Source organism: Streptomyces sp. NPDC054783 (assembly GCF_053611725.1).
This window is the reverse complement of the sequence record NZ_JBSHAY010000008.1, coordinates 21700-36762: the sequence shown is the minus strand read 5'-3', so window position 1 is coordinate 36762 and position 15063 is coordinate 21700. Positions and strand designations below refer to the sequence as shown.

Below are 15063 nucleotides of genomic sequence, written 5' to 3'. Positions count from 1 at the left end.
TGGTGATCGGTGGAACAGGCCCTGACGGGATGCACCCCGGTGGGCTGATCCACTACTCAAGTGTCGCCTGGCGCCCGGTGAGGCGCCTGGCGTTTTCCAGGTGGCTGGTGAGCTGCTTCTGGATGCGCTCGGTCGCCTCGTCCAGCGCCCTGCGCGTACGCCGGCCGCTTCCGTCGCCCGCGTCGAAGGGCTCGCCGAAGACGACGTCGATGCGGGAACGCAACGGGGGCAGCGCCTTTATCAACCGTCCCCGTTTCTCGGAGCTTCCCAGTACGGCGATGGGGACGATCGGCGCCCCGCTGCGTACGGCGAAGTAGGCGAGCCCGGCGCGCAGCGACGCGAAGTCGCCCTCGCCCCGGGTGCCCTCCGGGAAGATGCCCAGCACTCCGCCGGCCTCCAGGACCCCGAGGGCCCGGGTGATCGCGGTGCGGTCGGCGGCGGCGCGGTCCACCTTCACCTGGCCGATGCCGGTCAGGAAGGGGTCCAGCGGGCCGACGAACGCCTCCTTCTTGATCAGGAAGTGCGTCGGCCGGGGTGCCACGCCCATGACCATCGGGCCGTCGACGTTGTGCGAGTGGTTCACGGCGAAGATCACCGGGCCGCTCGCGGGCACCTTCCAGGCGCCGAGCACGCGCGGCCTGAACAGCCCGTGCATCAGGCCCACGCCGATGCGCCGCCCGACCTCGGCGCCCCGCCGCGAGGGCAGCTTCTCCGAAGGAGCTGCGGGAAGGCTCACTTCCCGGCCCGCTTCTCCTCGACCAGGGTGACGACGCACTCGATGACCTGGGCGAGGGTCAGCTCGGTGGTGTCCACCTCGACCGCGTCGCCGGCCTTGGCGAGCGGCGAGGCCTTCCGGGAGGAGTCGGCCGCGTCCCGCTTGATCAGGGCCTCGCGGGTGGCGTGGATGTCGGCGCCCTTCAGCTCGCCGCTGCGGCGGGCCGCGCGGGCCTCCGAGGAGGCGGTGAGGAAGATCTTCAGGTCGGCGTCCGGGAGGACGGTCGTACCGATGTCGCGGCCCTCGACCACGATGCCGTTCTCGGCGCCGGCGGCGATCGAGCGCTGCAGCTCGGTGATCCGGGAGCGCACCTCGGGCACCGCGCTGACCGCGCTGACCTTGGAGGTGACCTCCTGGGTGCGGATCGGGCCGGCCACGTCGACGCCGTCGACCGTGATGGCCGGGGCGGCCGGGTCGGTGCCGGAGACGATCTCCGGCTTGCCCGTGACAGCCGCGATGGCGGTCGGGTCCTCAAGGTCGATGCCGTTGTTCACCATCCACCAGGTGATCGCCCGGTACTGGGCGCCGGTGTCCAGGTAGCTCAGGCCGAGCTGCGCGGCGACGGCCTTCGACGTGCTCGACTTGCCCGTGCCGGAGGGGCCGTCGATCGCGACGATCACGGGCTTGGCGGTCGGGGCGGCGCCGTTTTCCACGGAGGGACACCTTCCTGGTGCGGTGTGGGCGGGTGCGGGGGCAAGAGCGCCCTGCACAAGGTTACTGGGTGCGGGTCACTCGTCCGGACGCGTGCGGCCGCCTTTACTGCCGCAGCGCCCAGCCCCGCTCCCGCAGCGCCTCCGTCAGCACCGGCGCCGTCCTGGGCTCCACGCTCAGCTGGACCAGGCCGGCCTGCTGCCCCGTCGCGTGCTCGATGCGGACGTCCTCGATGTTGACCCCCGCCCGGCCCGCATCGGCGAAGATCCGGGCGAGCTGGCCGGGCTGGTCGTCGATGAGGACGACGACGGTCTCGTAGACCCGTGGGGCGGACCCGTGCTTGCCGGGCACCCGCACCTGACCGGCGTTCCCGCGGCGCAGCACGTCCTCGATGCCGGCGGTGCCCTCGCGCCGCTTGGCCTCGTCGGAGGACTGCAGGGCGCGCAGCGCCTCGACGGTCTCGCCCAGGTCGGCGGCGACGTCGGAGAGCAGGTCGGCGACCGGTCCCGGGTTCGCGGAGAGGATGTCGATCCACATCCGCGGGTCGGAGGCGGCGATCCGGGTCACGTCCCGGATGCCCTGCCCACACAGCCGTACGGCGGCCTCCTCGGCGTTCTCCAGGCGCGCGGCGACCATGCTGGACACCAGGTGGGGCATGTGGGAGACGAGGGCGACGGCGCGGTCGTGGGCGTCGGCGTCCATGACGACCGGTACGGCCCGGCAGTGCGAGACCAGCTCCAGGGCGAGGTTGAGCACCTCGGTGTCGGTGTCCCGGGTCGGGGTGAGCACCCAGGGGCGGCCCTCGAAGAGGTCGGCCGTCGCGGCCAGCGGGCCGGACTTCTCCCGGCCGGACATGGGGTGCGTGCCGATGTACGCCGACAGGTCCAGGCCGAGCGCCTGAAGCTCACGGCGCGGTCCGCCCTTGACGCTGGCCACGTCGACATAGCCGCGGGCCACACCCCGGCGCATGGCGTCGGCGAGGACGCCGGCCACATGGGCGGGCGGGGCCGCCACGATCACCAGGTCGACCGGGCCCCCGGGGGCCTCGTCGGTGCCGGCGCCCAGCGCGGCGGCCGTACGGGCCTGCTCGGGGTCGTGGTCGGCGAGGTGGACGGTGACGCCGCGCTGGACGAGGGCCAGGGCGGCGGAGGTGCCGATGAGGCCGGTGCCGATGACGAGTGCGGTTCTCACTGGGCGATGTCCTTGCGCAGGGCGGCCGCGGCGCCGAGGTAGACGTGGTTGATCTCGGAGCGGTGCCTGTCCGACTCGATGTGCGCGAGCAGCCGTACGACCCGGGGCATCGCGCCCTCGATGTCCAGTTCCTGGGCGCAGATCAGCGGCACGTCGACGATGCCGATCTTGCGGGCGGCGGCGGCCGGGAAGTCGCTGTGCAGGTCGGGGGTGGCCGTGAACCAGATGCTGATCAGGTCGTCGGCGGTCAGTCCGTTCCGCTCCAGGACCGCGGTGAGCAGGGCTCCGACCTGCTCGTCCATGTGCCCGGCCTCGTCCCGCTCCAGTTGGACGGCCCCCCGGACCGCTCGTACCGCCACGGCGCTGCTCCCTGCTGACATGCGGATCTGTTCTTGGTCCGTCCAGCGTAGTCAGCCAGCGCGGAGGGAGCGCACGGCGCCCGATCGCTGAGACGATGCGAATCATCAGGTACCTACCGATTTCGACTTCTGTACGGAGGCTGGCATGACCGAGGGCGCGACGCGGCGCACGGTTCTGGCGACGGGCGCGGCGGCGGTCGTCGCACCGGTCGCGGCATGTGGCGGCAACGCCGACGGAGCCAGTGGCGGAGATCTGGGCAGCACCAAGGACATCCCGGAGGGCGGCGGCAAGATCTTCAAGGACAAGAAGGTCGTCGTCACCCAGCCGAAGAAGGGCGACTTCAAGGCCTTCTCGGCGATCTGCACGCACCTGGGCTGCACGGTGAGCAAGGTCGCGAACGGCACGATCGACTGCCCCTGTCACGGCAGCAAGTTCCACATCGCCGACGGCTCGGTGGCGCACGGGCCTGCGAAAAGGCCGCTTCCGGCGAAGTCGATCAAGGTGCAGGGAAATTCGATCAAACTGACGTGAGGGGTCGGCGTACGCTCCGGGCATGCAGCCCGAGACCCTGGTACGCGACCACACCGTCTACGCCTGTGTCATGGGTTCGCGGGCCTTCGGTCTGGCGACGGACACGAGCGACACCGACCGGCGGGGTGTGTTCCTCGCCCCCACCCCCTTGTTCTGGCGGTTCGAGAAACCGCCGATGCACGTGGAGGGGCCGGGCGAGGAGCAGTTCTCCTGGGAGCTGGAGCGGTTCTGCGAGCTGGCGCTGCGCGGCAACCCGAACATCCTGGAGTGCCTGCACTCCCCGCTGGTGGAGCAGGTGGACGACACCGGCCGGGAGCTGCTGTCCCTGCGCGGGGCCTTCCTCTCCCGCCGGGCCTACGACACCTTCACCCGCTACGCCCTCGGCCAGCGCAGGAAGCTCGACGCCGACGTCCGCACCCGCGGCGTCCCGCGGTGGAAGCACGCCATGCACCTGCTGCGCCTGCTGACGAGCGCCCGTGACCTGCTGCGCACCGGCGAACTGCGGATCGACGTCGGCGACCAGCGGGATCCGCTGCTCGCGGTGAAGCGGGGCGAGGTCCCCTGGGCCGAGGTCGAGAGGTGGATGGCCCGGCTGGGGACGGAGACGGAACAGGCCCTGCACCACACCCCGCTCCCGCCCGACCCGGACGAGGCACGGGTGGCCGACTTCCTCCACCGAACCCGCCGGGCCTCGGCGTACGACGCACTCGCCGCCACGGCACCGGACCTGCGGTAACCGCAGCCCCCGGCCACCACGTCCGGCGCGGTCCGGGCTGACTCGCGATGCCGCCTGTGCCTGGTCGCGGCGGCTGGTGGTTGATTCCTGCATGCGGCGCGAGCGGGCCGAAGGTGTCGCTCGCGTGCGGTTCCGGCGGGCCCGCTGGGCCCGGGCGTGCGAGGTGCGGCGCCGCCGTCCCGTTCCGGTGGGTGGCGTCTCCTGACCGCTGCCGGTCCGGCGGGCGTGTCTGCTCACGCCCCATTCGCCCGCACGCACTCCCTCGTCACAGCGGCCCCGCGGACCTGTCGGCCACAGGGCCACGCTCCTGACTCGCCCCGCTCAGCCCGCCAGGCGGACCCGGACCACGAAGTCGTGCAGGGCGTCGTACACGGTCGGCGTGTCCGGGAGGGACGAGGTGGACCGGGCCTCGTCGAGCTCGGCGTGCAGCCGTTCCACGTCGGCCTCCACACGCGCGTGCGGGACGGTGGCGCTGCCGTGCTCCCGCTCCGCCTTGGCGGCTATCAGCTCGGGCAGATAGCCGGGGGCGTCGAGCTGCTCCAGGAGCGTGGGCAGGTGCGCCCGGACCTCCCCGCTGCGCATGAGGTGGATGCCGGTGAGCAGCACCCGGAACGTGTAGAGCAGCGGCTTGAGTTCGCCCGTCTTCTCGAACAGCCGCCACTGGGTCACTGCGAACCCCCGGTAGTGGTGGGCGTGGTGGCTGGTGAGGACGCCGGGGGCGAGCGCGGCGAGCTCCCGGTGCGCGTCCCCGGTGTGCACGACCAGCGGCGAGAGCAGCTGCTCGAGCACATAGCCGTTGCGGCGCAGCATCAGCCGTACGAACTTGCGCAGATCGTGGGTGACGAGGTCCAGTTCGACGCCGTAGCGCACCCAGGCCCGGGAGCGGGTCTCCTCCGGCTCGCGCAGCCCGACGAGGTCGGCCGCCGGGAGCAGATGGACGCCCCGCAGGTCCACGTCCGAGTCCTGCGAGGGGAAACCGTACAGATGGGCTCCGGAGACGGTCGCGAACAGCAGGGGGTCGGGCTGTTCCGCGACCACGGGCTTCAGGTCGATGTCGAGGTCGTCGATCATGGGCCTAAGCGTCCCAGAGTGCTCCCAGGGCCGACAGATCGCCCCGGTACTCGATCCGCTCCGCCCAGTCGGCCGGCCAGGCCTGTTCGCCCAGCCAGGCACCCGCGAACGCGCCGGTGAGGCAGGCGATGGAGTCGGAGTCGCCGGAGGAGCAGGCGGCCCGGCGCAGGGCGGTGACGGGCTCGTCGGGGAAGAGCAGGAAGCACAGCAGCCCGGTGGCGAGGGCCTCCTCGGCGATCCAGCCCGCGCCGGTGGCCAGACACGGGTCGGTCTCCGGGGAGACGGTCCGCACGGCCTGCTGGAGCCGGTCGAGGACGGCGAGGCACTCGTCCCAGCCACGCGCGATGAAGTGCTCGGGGCTGGGGTCCTGCGAGCGGGTCCACAGGTCGCCGAGCCAGGTGTGGTCGTAGTGCGTGCGGTGGTCGAGGGCGTACGAGCGCAGTTGGCCGACCAGGCCCGTCGGGTCGGTGCCCCGGGCGAGCAGGTGGACCGCGCGGGCGGTCAGGTCCGAGGCGGCGAGTGCGGTCGGATGGCCGTGGGTGAGCGCGGACTGCAACTGGGCGGCGCCGGCGCGCTGTTCGTCGCCGAGGCCTGGGGCGAGGCCGACGGGGGCGACCCGCATGTTGGCACCGCAGCCCTTGGAACCGACCTGGCTGGCGTCCTGCCAGGCCCGGCCCTCCTCCTTCAGCAGGGCGCACGCGGTCAGGCAGGTGCGGCCGGGGGCGCGGTTGTTGTCCGGGGAGTGGTACCAGTCCACGAACTCCTCGCGCAGCGGCCGCTCCAGCCGCTTCGGCGCGAGGTACCCGCGGTCCATGGCCGTCCTGAGCCCGCGTCCGACGGCGAGGGTCATCTGGGTGTCGTCGGAGACGAAGGCGCGCCGCGGCAGCTCCATCTCCCGCCAGGGCCCGCACTTGGCGAGGATCGACGGTACGTCGTTGAACTCGGTCGGGAAGCCGAGGGCGTCCCCGAGGGCGAGGCCCAGGAGTGCCCCGGTGGCGGCGCGCTTGGACATAGGATCACCATCCCCCTTTATCGTCACTCTGACAATAAAGGCGGATGGTGATCGCGGCAAGGCGTTTTAGAGGTCGACTTCCTTCATCAGCATCCCGACCTCCGTGTTCGACAGGCGCCGCAGCCAGCCCGACTTCTGGTCGCCGAGGGTGATCGGCCCGAAGGCGGTACGGACCAGCTTCTCGACCGGGAAGCCGGCCTCCGCGAGCATGCGCCGCACGATGTGCTTGCGGCCCTCGTGCAGGGTCACCTCGACCAGGTAGTTCTTGCCGGTCTGCTCCACGACCCGGAAGTGGTCCGCGCGCGCGTAGCCGTCCTCCAGCTGGATGCCGTCCTTCAGGCGCTTGCCCAGGTCGCGCGGGATCGGGCCGACGATCGCCGCGAGGTAGGTCTTCTTCACGCCGTACTTGGGGTGGGTCAGGCGGTGCGCCAGCTCACCGTGGTTGGTGAGCAGGATGACGCCCTCGGTCTCGGTGTCCAGCCGGCCCACGTGGAACAGCCGGGTCTCGCGGTTGGTGACGTAGTCCCCGAGGCACTGCCGCCCCTCCGGGTCCTCCATGGTGGACACCACGCCCGCCGGCTTGTTCAGCGAGAAGAACTGGTACGACTGCGTCGCGACGGTCAGGCCGTCGACCTTGACCTCGTCCTTCTCCGGGTCGACCCGGCGGCCCTGCTCCAGGACGATCTCGCCGTTGACCTCCACCCGCGCCTGCTCGATCAGCTCCTCGCAGGCCCGGCGCGAGCCGTAGCCGGCGCGCGCGAGGACCTTCTGCAGCCGCTCGCCCTCCTGCTCGGCACCCGGGAAGGTCTTGGGGAGCTTGACGTCCTTCTTGCCGGCGTAGCGCTCCCGGTTGCGCTCCTCGACGCGCGTCTCGTACTCACGCGAGCGCGCGGGGGCCGTACGGCCGGACTGCTGGGGCTTCTTCGGGCCGCCCTTGGCGCCGCCGCGCGCGGTGCCGCCGCGCCCGGACTTGGGGCCCTCCTGGGAGGCGCCGGGGCCCACGTCGTAGCGGCGCTCCTCGGGGCGGGGCTTGCGGGGACGGCCCTGCCCCTGCCGCTCGTCCCGGTTGTTGCCGGCGCCGCGGTAGTTACCGCGCCCGCCGCTGTTCCTGCCGCTGCCGCTGCTTCGCATCAAGGTTTCCGTCTTAGTCGTCTGCGTCCTGAGCACCGGGCGCGTCGGGCGCGTCCGGGTCGAACGACGGCACCCCTTCCTGGGTCTCGGCCTCGATCGCCTCCGCCTCCGGGAGGAAGGGCGCGAGCTCCGGAAGCTCGTCCAGGCCGCGCAGGCCCATCCGCTCCAGGAAGTAGTTCGTCGTCCTGTACAGGATCGCACCTGTTTCGGGTTCCGTGCCCGCCTCCTCGACCAGACCCCGTTGCAGGAGGGTACGCATCACACCGTCGCAGTTGACTCCGCGTACGGCGGAGACGCGGCTGCGGCTGACCGGCTGGCGGTAGGCGACGACCGCGAGGGTCTCCAGCGCGGCCTGGGTGAGCCGGGCGGTCTGGCCGTCCAGGACCAGCCGCTCGACGGCGGGCGCGTACTCGGCCCGGGTGTAGAAACGCCAGCCGCCCGCGACGTACCGCAGCTCGAAGCCGCGGCCCTGCACGGTGTACTCGTCGGCCAGCTCCCGCAGCGCGTCCGCGACCCGCCGTTTCGGCCGTTCCAGCAGCTTGGCCAGGTGCTCCTCGGTCGCGGGCTCGTCCACGACCATGAGCATCGCCTCCAGGGCGGGCTTGAGGTCGAGGTCGGCGGCGCCGCGCAGCCCCGGGGGGAGCTCTGTGGTCTCGCTCATGCCTTCTTCTCCTCCTTGGGCTGCTCGGGCGGCCGGTCGAACTCGTCGGTGACCATCGGTGCGGTGTCGGTGTCCCCGCCGGTCCAGCGCACGAGCAGCTCGCCGAGCGCGGTCTCCTGCTCCAGGGCGACGGCCTTCTCGCGGTACAGCTCCAGCAGGGCGAGGAACCGGGCCACGACGGTGAGGGTGTCGTCGGTGTCCTCCACCAGCGCGCGGAAGCTGGCCTCGCCCAGCTCCTTCAGCCGTGCGACCACGATTCCGGCCTGTTCCTGCACGCTGACCAGCGGGGCGTGGATGTGGTCGACGTAGACCTGCGGCTTGGGCCTGGGCTGCATCGCCTTGACCGCGAGCCTGGCGAAACCCTCGGGGCCGATGCTGATGACGACCTCGGGCAGCAGCTCGGCGTGGTGCGGTTCCAGGCCGACGGTACGGGGCCAGCGGCGGGCCTCGTCATCGAGCCGCTGGTTGAAGATGTCCGCGATCTGTTTGTAGGCGCGGTACTGCAGCAGCCGCGCGAACAGCAGGTCCCGCGCCTCCAGCAGCGCCAGGTCGGCCTCGTCCTCGACCTCGGCGGCGGGCAGCAGCCGGGCCGCCTTCAGGTCGAGCAGCGTGGCCGCGACGACGAGGAACTCCGTGGTCTGATCCAGGTCCCAGTCGGGTCCCATGGCCCGGATGTGCGCCATGAACTCGTCGGTGACCTTGGAGAGGGCGACCTCGGTGACGTCCAGCTTGTGCCGGGAGATCAGCTGGAGGAGCAGATCGAAGGGCCCCTCGAAGTTGGCGAGCCGCACCTTGAAGACCCCGTCGGCGGCCCCCTGGGGCTCCGCGCTCTCCCCGGCTTCACCAACTGCGGCCACCCCGGCACCGGCGAACACGGACGCTTCCGGCCCGGCGACTGCGAAGGCTTCACGCCCGGCGGCCACCAGCGCCTCCGGCCCGGCTGGTGCGGACCCTTCGGAGTCGGCAGCCACGGGCCCTCCCGGCTCGCCCACTGCGGGAGCCTCTGGCTCGGCGACTGCGAAAGCTTCCGGCCCGGCGGCTACTAGGGCTTCACGCCCGGCGGCCACCAACGCCTCCGGCCCAGCGGGCGCGGACCCTTCGGAGTCGGCAGCTACAGGAGCTTCGGGCTCGGCGACTGCGGGAGCTTCGCGCTCGGCGACGGCCGGCGCTTCCGGTTCGGCGGTTGTCGGTTCTTCGGGCGGCGCGGACGCCGGTTCCTCGGGTGGGGAGGCTCCGGGTGCCTCTGCCGGCAGGCCGCCGTGCCCATCGGCCCGCGCCGGCTCGGTCTCCGGCGCCGCCGTCGGAACCCCTGGACCCCGCCCCAGCGCACGCCGACGGCCGGCGCCGGTGCCGGGGAGGGGAACGTCGTTCGAGGTCATAGCCCCCGCAGGCTACCCCTACCGCCCCCGCAGCCGGCGTACGAGGATGCTCGCGTCCCCGCGGGACTCCAGGTCGGCCAGGACCACGGCCACCGCCTCGCGGACGATGCGCCCGCGGTCGACCGCCAGTCCGTGCTCGCCGCGGAGCACCAGACGGGCGTGTTCGAGGTCCATCAGCTCCTCGGCCGACACATACACCGTGATCTTCTCGTCGTGCCGCTCGCGGCCGCTGGGCCGCCGCGACGCAGACCGTCCCCGCTTCCGCGGCGCCGCGGCGGAGGGTGCGCCAGAACCTTCCTGCGCCGCCTGCCGACGCGCCGGGCGGGTGCGGGACTCGCCGGCCCCGTCCTGCTCGGCCTCCGCCGCGACATGCTCTGCGCCCTCGCCGTCGCCGCCCTGGACCGGCACCGACTGCGGTGCGTCCTCGGCGGCGGCCACGTCGTCGCTCTCCCCCGCGGGAGCCGGCACCCGGGCCTCACCACCCGCCGCGCGCCGAGGAGTCGACGGCTGAAGCGCCATCCCCCCTGTCGTACGGAAGAGTTCGTCGGCCCCGGGCAGACTCACTCGGCGTGACACCGGGCGAGCACCTCCCTGGCGAGCTGGCGATAGGCGGCGGCACCGACGGAGTTGGAGGCGTAAGTGGTGATCGGCTCACCGGCGACCGTGGTCTCCGGGAAGCGGACCGTGCGGCCGATGACCGTGTGGTAGACGTGGTCGTCGAACGCCTCGACCACACGGGCCAGGACCTCACGGCTGTGGACCGTGCGCGAGTCGTACATCGTGGCGAGGATGCCGTCCAGTTCGAGCTCGGGGTTGAGCCGCTCCTGGACCTTCTCGATGGTCTCGGTCAGCAGGGCCACACCGCGCAGGGCGAAGAACTCGCACTCCAGCGGCACGATCACCTTGTGAGCGGCCGTCAGGGCGTTGACGGTGAGCAGGCCGAGCGAGGGCTGGCAGTCGATCACGATGTAGTCGTAGTCGGACAGCAGCGGCTTCAGGGCCCGCTGCAGCGTCGACTCGCGGGCGACCTCGGAGACCAGCTGGACCTCGGCGGCCGACAGGTCGATGTTGGAGGGCAGCAGGTCCATGTTGGGGACCGCCGTCTTCAGCAGGACCTCGTCCGCGGACATGCCCCGCTCCATGAGCAGGTTGTAGACCGTCAGGTCGAGTTCCATGGGGTTGACGCCGAGTCCCACCGACAGCGCGCCCTGCGGGTCGAAGTCCACGAGCAGCACCCGCCGGCCGTACTCCGCGAGCGCGGCACCCAGGTTGATGGTCGACGTCGTCTTGCCCACGCCGCCCTTCTGGTTGCACATCGCGATGATCTTCGCGGGGCCGTGGTCGGTCAGCGGGCCCGGGATCGGGAAGTACGGCAGCGGGCGTCCGGTCGGGCCGACGCGCTCGCGGCGCTGGCGGGCCGCGTCGGGCGCGAGCGTGGCCGCGTACTCCGGATCGGGCTCGTACTCGGCGTCGGGGTCGTAGAAGTGCCCCTCGGGCAGTTCGTCGTAGTCGGCGAAGTGGTTGTGGGGCGCGCCACTTCCGTCGCCGGCCATGGCGTTCACGTGATGGCCATCCATGCTCTGGTGTGCTGTCCCGGCCACCTGCGGACCGGAACTCTGGTGGGCTGCGAAGGTGCGCACAGCTACGGAGCCGACAGCCTCGAATCCCGCGGGGCCCTGGCCCCGGATCGGCATTCCTGGTTGACCACCCCCGGGAGAAAATGTCGACTCATTCACAAGTCGTCTTACCTCCTTGGTGACCAGGAAACTTCTAGACAAGGTCAGCGTGGCACCATGCCGACGGTTGGCGACTCTATGGCGTGTCGGCGGTCCGCAGCAACACAATCCGCCGGACCCGGCAGGATGTGTCGGCAATGAAACATCTCGCTGTCAAGGGCGTACGGCCGTCGCACAGCAGGTTTCACCGGTGTACGAATCGGTCGAAGGGTTGCGTTCGAGGCGAGTTGACCAAGAGTCGCCAAGTGACCATACACACATCCGGCCGGACCTTGTCGGGCAAGGTCCGGCCGGGTGCGTGCTGTTGACGAGTCGTGTTGACGAATCGCCTTTTACATCAGCCGAGCAGGGTCTCCAGCTCCACGTGCTCCAGGCCGTGGGCCTCGGCGACCTCCTTGTAAACGACCTTGCCCTCATGGGTGTTGAGACCCTTGGCGAGCGCGGCGTCGCGGCGCAGCGCCTCGGCCCAGCCGTTGTTGGCGAGGGAGACGATGTAGGGAAGCGTCGCGTTGGTGAGGGCGTTGGTGGAGGTGTTGGGCACCGCGCCGGGCATGTTGGCGACGCAGTAGAAGACCGAGTTGTGCACCTGGAAGGTCGGCTCGGCGTGCGTGGTCGGGTGGGAGTCCTCGAAGCAGCCGCCCTGGTCGATCGCGATGTCGACAAGGACACTTCCGGGCTTCATGCGGGCCACCAGCTCGTTGGTGACCAGCTTCGGGGCCTTGGCGCCCGGGATGAGGACCGCGCCGATGACGAGGTCGGCGTCGAGAACGGCCTTCTCCAGCTCGAAGGAGTTGGACATGATCGCCTTGACCTTCGTACCGAAGATCTTGTCGGCCTCGCGCAGCTTGTTGATGTCGCGGTCGAGCAGGGTCACGTCGAAGCCCATGCCCACGGCGACCTGGGTGGCGTTCCAGCCGGAGACGCCGCCGCCGATGACGACGCACTTGGCCGGGGTCACGCCCGGGACGCCGCCCGGCAGCACGCCACGGCCGCCGGCCGCGCGCATCAGGTGGTAGGCGCCGACCTGCGGGGCGAGACGGCCCGCGACCTCGGACATCGGGGCGAGCAGCGGCAGCGCGCGGTTCGGCAGCTCGACGGTCTCGTAGGCGATGGCCGTGGTGCCGGACTCGATGAGCGCGTCCGTGCACTCCTTGGAGGCGGCCAGGTGCAGGTAGGTGAAGAGGATCTGGTCCTTGCGGAGACGGTGGTACTCCTCCGCGATGGGCTCCTTGACCTTCAGCAGCAGGTCGGCGGTGGCCCACACCTCGTCGGCGGTGTCGAGGATCGCGGCACCGGCGGAGACGTACTCCTCGTCCGTGATCGAGGAGCCGAGGCCGGCGCCCCGCTCGATGACGACCTGGTGCCCGTTGCGCACCAGCTCGTGCACACCGGCGGGGGTGATGGCCACCCGGAACTCGTTGTTCTTGACCTCGCGGGGGATGCCGACCTTCACGTAGATCACGGTCCTTGGCTCAGAGGGTATGGGGGTGCTTTAAAGACGTACCCAGACATGCGGGGGCATACCGGGAGACACCGCAGGAGAACGTGCGGCAGAGCCAGTTTAATGAAGGTGTTCCGCGTGTCTAGCCTTTCATTGCATCAATCTTCACTGGATGCACTACGGATTTCGCAGGCCTCAACGTCCTGTTTGGGGCTTGTCTCGTCGTTCGGGGCCTCCTGGTCCAGCATGCGCCCGGCCGCCGCGCGGTGCAGACGGGCCGCGGTCGGGTCACCCAGGTGCTCCAGCGTGTCGGCGAGCCGGAGCTGCAGCGCGGCCTGCAACCGGACGTCGTCGGCGCGCCGCGCCCACTCCACCGCCTCGTGGCAGGTACGCAGGGACTCCTCGAACCTTCCCGCGTACTCCTGGACCCGGGCCAGCTCGCTCAACGCCCGCGCATGGGCGGCGACATCGCCGCTCCTGCGGTAGCCGGCGACGGCGGCCCGCCAGTTCCTGAGGGCCTCGCCGTAGCGGCCCGCGTAGGTGTGGGCGGTGGCGATCCGGCCGTACAGCCGGGCGGCCTGATCGCGCTCGCCGCGGGCCAGCCGCTCGGCGAGGGCCCGGCCGAACCAGTCCGCGGCCCGGTCGTGATCCGCGAGCTCCTGGTAGGCGCCACCTACGGATTCCATTGCGCGACCGATGGCGTACGGGTCATTTGCTCTGCGTCCGGCGTCCAAGGCCGACCGATATCGTGCCAGCGCATCCTGCGTACGGCCGGTCTGCGCGTCCACGTCGCCGAGGTTCAGCAGGGCCGCGGCCTGCTCACGGGGCAGCCCGCGCCGCTCGGCGACGTCGAGGACCAGGCTGTGCACCTCGTACAGGTCGTGGGCGGCGGACTGCGTGCCGACGTGCGCCACCATGGCCCTGACCAGCTGGGACATCAGCCGCCGGGCGAGGGTGTCCAGCTCGCCGTCGGCCACTGCCAGACGTGCGGACGCCAGCAGGGCGGGGCGCCGGATGCGCAGCCAGTCGGCGGCCGCCCGCGGGGTGGGGAAGCGCACCTCGTGGGGCATCGCGTTCAGCTTCTCCCGGGCCTGCGGACTGTCCGTCTCGGTGATCGCCCGGCAGGCCTGCAGCAGCCGTACGGTCCGCTCCAGCATCCGGGCCCGGGCCAGTTGCAGCTCCGCGGGGCGCTCCTGGGTGTGGGCGTAGGCGCGCAGCAGCGGGTGCAGGCAGCCGGGGACGTCGTACTGGGGCAGCGGGGAGTCCACCGCGCGCAGCAGGCTGAGGGCGACGAGGTCGTCCAGGATGGCGCGGGCGGCGCTCACCGAGCAGCCGGCGAGGGATGAGGCGGTGTGGGGGTCGATCAGGCCGGCCGGGGCGAGGGAGAACAGCGGCAGCATCCGGGCGGCCGGGCCGGGCAGCTCGCTGTGGACGTGCCGGAAGACGCGGGCCAGCGAGGTGCCGTCCGGGCCGTCCTCGGCGGCCGTGTGCAGCCGTTTGGCGAGGTCGGAGACGGCGGCCTTGGGGCGGGCGGCGAGCCAGCCGCCCGCCAGGACGAGCGCGGCGGGATAGCCCTGGCAGGCCTCCACCAGGCTCTCGGCGGAGCGCGGGTCGACCGTGATGCGGACGGTGCCGGTGTAGCGGGTGAGGAGTTCCACCGCCGACTTGGTGTCCAGGCCGCCGAGCGTGCAGGGGCGGACGTCCGCGATGCCGGTGAGCGGGCCCGAGGAGACGGCCACCACCAGGCAGTCCGGGGCCTCCGGGAGCAGCGCGTCGACCTGCTCGGCGCCGGCCGCGTCGTCCAGGAGCAGCAGGGCGCGCCGGTCGGCGAGGGCGGTGCGCAGCGCCTGGGTGAGGTCGTCCTCGGCGGCGCCTGCCGGGGCGGGCAGCTCCAGCGCGGCGAGCAGTTCGCGGGCGGCGTGCCCGATGGGGACGGGGGTGCCGTCGGGCTCGCTGAGCCGGGCCCGCAGCACCCCGTCCGGGTAACGGCCTTCGACCTGTCGTACGAGTTCCTCGGCCAGCGCGGTCCGGCCGGAGCCGGGGCGGCCCGCGATCAGCAGCACGCGCGCGCGTGGCGCCTTGCGGCCGGAGAGGGTGTCCAGGCCGGCGCGCTCGATGTCGGCGCGCAGCTCCTTCAACTCCCTTGTACGGCCCAGGAAATGGTCTTGTGTGCCCTCGTGCGCCGACAGTCGCACGCCGCCTGGGTGCACCACCTGATCCGTCACGGGCCACACTCCCGTCCCACCGCACGCGCAAGCCCGCCGGATCTTCCGCTGCGGGCGTGCAAGAGCCTAGTTCACGCTCTGCGAGGCGCCGTGCGGAGCGCGACGGACAGATCCCCTGATCGGATCAGGCGATCGTCACACCAGTACGACGAACGGGTCCGGT

At 71.7% G+C, this 15063-nt stretch carries 15 protein-coding genes; 2 read left to right on the top strand and 13 right to left on the bottom strand.

Annotation, left to right across the window (positions count from 1 at the left end; genetic code table 11):
- Positions 1 to 52: 52 nt before the first annotated feature.
- The 4 genes from ACWGJ5_RS16390 to aroH form a co-directional block, all read right to left on the bottom strand.
- Complete coding sequence (locus tag ACWGJ5_RS16390) at positions 53 to 775, bottom strand: lysophospholipid acyltransferase family protein (protein WP_453310401.1); 723 nt, start codon at positions 773 to 775, stop codon at positions 53 to 55.
- Entirely contained in the window at positions 733 to 1428 is a 696-nt protein-coding gene (gene cmk, locus ACWGJ5_RS16385) for a (d)CMP kinase (protein ID WP_453310400.1), read from the bottom strand. The genes ACWGJ5_RS16390 and cmk overlap by 43 nt, the downstream gene beginning before the upstream one ends.
- A 103-nt stretch (positions 1429 to 1531) precedes the next feature.
- Entirely contained in the window at positions 1532 to 2617 is a 1086-nt protein-coding gene (locus ACWGJ5_RS16380) for a prephenate dehydrogenase (RefSeq protein ID WP_453310399.1), read from the bottom strand.
- Complete coding sequence (gene aroH / locus ACWGJ5_RS16375) at positions 2614 to 2976, bottom strand: chorismate mutase (RefSeq protein ID WP_228618434.1); 363 nt, start codon at positions 2974 to 2976, stop codon at positions 2614 to 2616. The genes ACWGJ5_RS16380 and aroH overlap by 4 nt, the downstream gene beginning before the upstream one ends.
- A gap of 145 nt (positions 2977 to 3121) precedes the next feature.
- Here aroH and ACWGJ5_RS16370 point away from each other — a divergent pair, with 145 nt between their 5' ends.
- Positions 3122 to 3508, top strand: coding sequence for a Rieske (2Fe-2S) protein (locus ACWGJ5_RS16370; RefSeq protein WP_453310398.1), 387 nt, complete (start codon positions 3122 to 3124; stop codon positions 3506 to 3508).
- Between the two features lie 22 nt (positions 3509 to 3530).
- Positions 3531 to 4244 (top strand): nucleotidyltransferase domain-containing protein, encoded by a 714-nt coding sequence (locus tag ACWGJ5_RS16365; protein WP_453310397.1) that lies wholly within the window; start codon positions 3531 to 3533, stop codon positions 4242 to 4244.
- A 321-nt stretch (positions 4245 to 4565) separates the two neighbouring features.
- On the opposite strand, the gene ACWGJ5_RS16360 is transcribed toward ACWGJ5_RS16365, so the two are convergent.
- The 9 genes from ACWGJ5_RS16360 to ACWGJ5_RS16320 all read right to left on the bottom strand — a co-directional run bounded on the left by ACWGJ5_RS16360 (position 4566) and on the right by ACWGJ5_RS16320 (position 14900).
- On the bottom strand, positions 4566 to 5315 hold the full coding sequence (locus ACWGJ5_RS16360) for a nucleotidyltransferase domain-containing protein (protein WP_453310396.1): 750 nt from the start codon (positions 5313 to 5315) through the stop codon (positions 4566 to 4568).
- 4 nt (positions 5316 to 5319) lie between these two features.
- Positions 5320 to 6327: an ADP-ribosylglycohydrolase family protein gene (locus tag ACWGJ5_RS16355; protein ID WP_453310395.1), complete on the bottom strand. Its 1008-nt coding sequence runs from the start codon at positions 6325 to 6327 to the stop codon at positions 5320 to 5322.
- 66 nt (positions 6328 to 6393) lie between these two features.
- Positions 6394 to 7458, bottom strand: a complete 1065-nt coding sequence (locus tag ACWGJ5_RS16350; RefSeq protein ID WP_453310394.1) for a pseudouridine synthase — start codon at positions 7456 to 7458, stop codon at positions 6394 to 6396.
- 13 nt (positions 7459 to 7471) lie between these two features.
- Complete coding sequence (gene scpB, locus ACWGJ5_RS16345) at positions 7472 to 8119, bottom strand: SMC-Scp complex subunit ScpB (RefSeq protein WP_453310393.1); 648 nt, start codon at positions 8117 to 8119, stop codon at positions 7472 to 7474.
- Positions 8116 to 9090: a segregation and condensation protein A gene (locus ACWGJ5_RS16340; protein ID WP_453310392.1), complete on the bottom strand. Its 975-nt coding sequence runs from the start codon at positions 9088 to 9090 to the stop codon at positions 8116 to 8118. The genes scpB and ACWGJ5_RS16340 overlap by 4 nt, the downstream gene beginning before the upstream one ends.
- Positions 9091 to 9516: 426 nt before the next feature.
- The gene (locus ACWGJ5_RS16335; protein ID WP_453310391.1) at positions 9517 to 10074 is read right to left on the bottom strand and encodes a hypothetical protein; all 558 of its coding nucleotides are present in this window, start codon (positions 10072 to 10074) and stop codon (positions 9517 to 9519) included.
- Positions 10059 to 11192 carry a ParA family protein gene (locus tag ACWGJ5_RS16330; protein WP_453310390.1) on the bottom strand — a complete coding sequence of 378 codons (1134 nt, stop codon included), beginning with the start codon at positions 11190 to 11192 and terminating at the stop codon, positions 10059 to 10061. Before ACWGJ5_RS16330 ends, ACWGJ5_RS16335 begins: the two co-directional genes overlap by 16 nt.
- 379 nt (positions 11193 to 11571) lie before the next feature.
- Entirely contained in the window at positions 11572 to 12687 is a 1116-nt protein-coding gene (gene ald, locus ACWGJ5_RS16325) for an alanine dehydrogenase (RefSeq protein WP_453310602.1), read from the bottom strand.
- Positions 12688 to 12833: 146 nt separating this feature from the next.
- Positions 12834 to 14900, bottom strand: a complete 2067-nt coding sequence (locus ACWGJ5_RS16320) for a tetratricopeptide repeat protein (protein WP_453310389.1) — start codon at positions 14898 to 14900, stop codon at positions 12834 to 12836.
- Positions 14901 to 15063 lie beyond the last annotated feature (163 nt).

Bases quoted from the DNA above. Each gene is read 5' to 3' on its own strand.
- ACWGJ5_RS16370 (WP_453310398.1), top strand. From the start codon at position 3,122: ATGACCGAGGGCGCGACGCGGCGCACGGTTCTGGCGACGGGCGCGGCG.
- ACWGJ5_RS16365 (WP_453310397.1), top strand. From the start codon at position 3,531: ATGCAGCCCGAGACCCTGGTACGCGACCACACCGTCTACGCCTGTGTC.
- ACWGJ5_RS16360 (WP_453310396.1), bottom strand. From the start codon at position 5,315: ATGATCGACGACCTCGACATCGACCTGAAGCCCGTGGTCGCGGAACAG.
- ACWGJ5_RS16355 (WP_453310395.1), bottom strand. From the start codon at position 6,327: ATGTCCAAGCGCGCCGCCACCGGGGCACTCCTGGGCCTCGCCCTCGGG.
- ACWGJ5_RS16350 (WP_453310394.1), bottom strand. From the start codon at position 7,458: ATGCGAAGCAGCGGCAGCGGCAGGAACAGCGGCGGGCGCGGTAACTAC.
- scpB (WP_453310393.1), bottom strand. From the start codon at position 8,119: ATGAGCGAGACCACAGAGCTCCCCCCGGGGCTGCGCGGCGCCGCCGAC.
- ACWGJ5_RS16330 (WP_453310390.1), bottom strand. From the start codon at position 11,192: ATGCCGATCCGGGGCCAGGGCCCCGCGGGATTCGAGGCTGTCGGCTCC.